Here is a 1,303-nt window from a genome sequence, read left to right on the forward strand (position 1 = left end):
TTGCTGGCCTCCGACCCCTGTGATCTCTCGTTCGCGTCCCCCACCTCCAGCCCAATCAGGTGGGAAACTGGGAAACCGATGGGAAAACGATCATGCAGATGTCTGCGCCGTACTACACGAAGATGCAGCGAACAGCCCGAACATGCATGCTGCGTTGCAGGTCAGGAGATCGGCACCGCTCTGACCTGCTGCATCCTAGCTCAGTGGATTGTTCGATCTGATCAACTCCCGGATGCGGCAGTTCGAGCACCTGGTGGCCAAGGAACTCCCGCTGCTCACCGCGGACTACGGGCCGGGAATCGGCAGGGAACTGGGGCGGTACGCGGACGGGCTCAAGGACTGGATGAGCGGAATCAAGAAGTGGCACGACGACGTCGACCGCTACAAGGAGCGGAGCCTGCGCGAGCGCTACGGGCGGGGCGAGAGCGAGTGCGAGGAGCCTGAAATCGCTCTCAAGGCGCTCCCGATCGGGCCGCCCCGCGGGCTGGGGACCTCCGCGGCCCGGCTGGTGGAGTCCCTGTCGGCGCGCGTGTGAGCCGGGTGCAGCGCGTCTCCTAGTTTCAATACAGATCTGTACTGTATTGTTTTTGCCGTGAAGCTTGGCGACGACGGCGGGCGCACCGCCGACACCTCCGCACAGTCCCCCCGGCCTCCCGGCCGCCCCGGCCGCCCCCGCAGCCGCGAGGCGGACGAGGCGATCCTCTCGGCCGCCCTCGACCTGCTGATCGAGCGGGGCGTCGGCTGGGCCAGCATCGAGCAGATCGCCCGCCGCGCCGGAGTCACCCGTGCCACGGTCTACCGGCGCTTCCCGAACCTCACCGAACTGCTGGTACGGGCGATCGAGTGGGAGTACCGGGAGGCGGACGCCGCGCCGCCGCACTGGCCGGACATCGAGTCGATGGTCGCGGACTGGGCCGGCCACCTCAGCCGCCCCCGTGCGCGCCGGCTGATGCGCCGCCTGTACGGATCGGTGGACGACCTGCCCGAACTGCTGCGCGCGTACCACGGCGCCCATGGCGGGGCCCGGAGCCGGGCGGTCCGCGCCACCCTCGAACAGGCCCGCGCCACAGGCCGCCTCCCCGCGGACAGCGATCCGGACATCCTCCAGCAACTGCTCAGCGGCGCGGCCCTGCACCACCTCGCCGCCCGCCCCGACACCACCGGCGCGGACGAGATGAAGGCGTACTTCCTCGCCGTACTCCGCCAGGCCGGTCACCGGCCGGACGCGGGCGGAACCCGAACCCCCAAGGAGCACACGGCACATGAGTGAGAACATATGAACGACAACGCGTCATGGCTGAGC

At 69.1% G+C, this 1,303-nt stretch carries 2 protein-coding genes; both read left to right on the top strand.

Going from position 1 to position 1,303, the window contains the following annotated elements:
- Positions 1-208 precede the first annotated feature (208 nt).
- Positions 209-535, top strand: a complete 327-nt coding sequence (locus tag ACFU99_RS43920; RefSeq protein ID WP_384404425.1) for a hypothetical protein — start codon at positions 209-211, stop codon at positions 533-535.
- Positions 536-592: 57 nt separating this feature from the next.
- Positions 593-1,270: a TetR/AcrR family transcriptional regulator gene (locus ACFU99_RS43925; protein WP_384404427.1), complete on the top strand. Its 678-nt coding sequence runs from the start codon at positions 593-595 to the stop codon at positions 1,268-1,270.
- Positions 1,271-1,303: the final 33 nt, after the last annotated feature.

Source organism: Streptomyces sp. NPDC057654, assembly GCF_042800135.1.
In the GTDB taxonomy this organism is placed as follows: domain Bacteria; phylum Actinomycetota; class Actinomycetes; order Streptomycetales; family Streptomycetaceae; genus Streptomyces.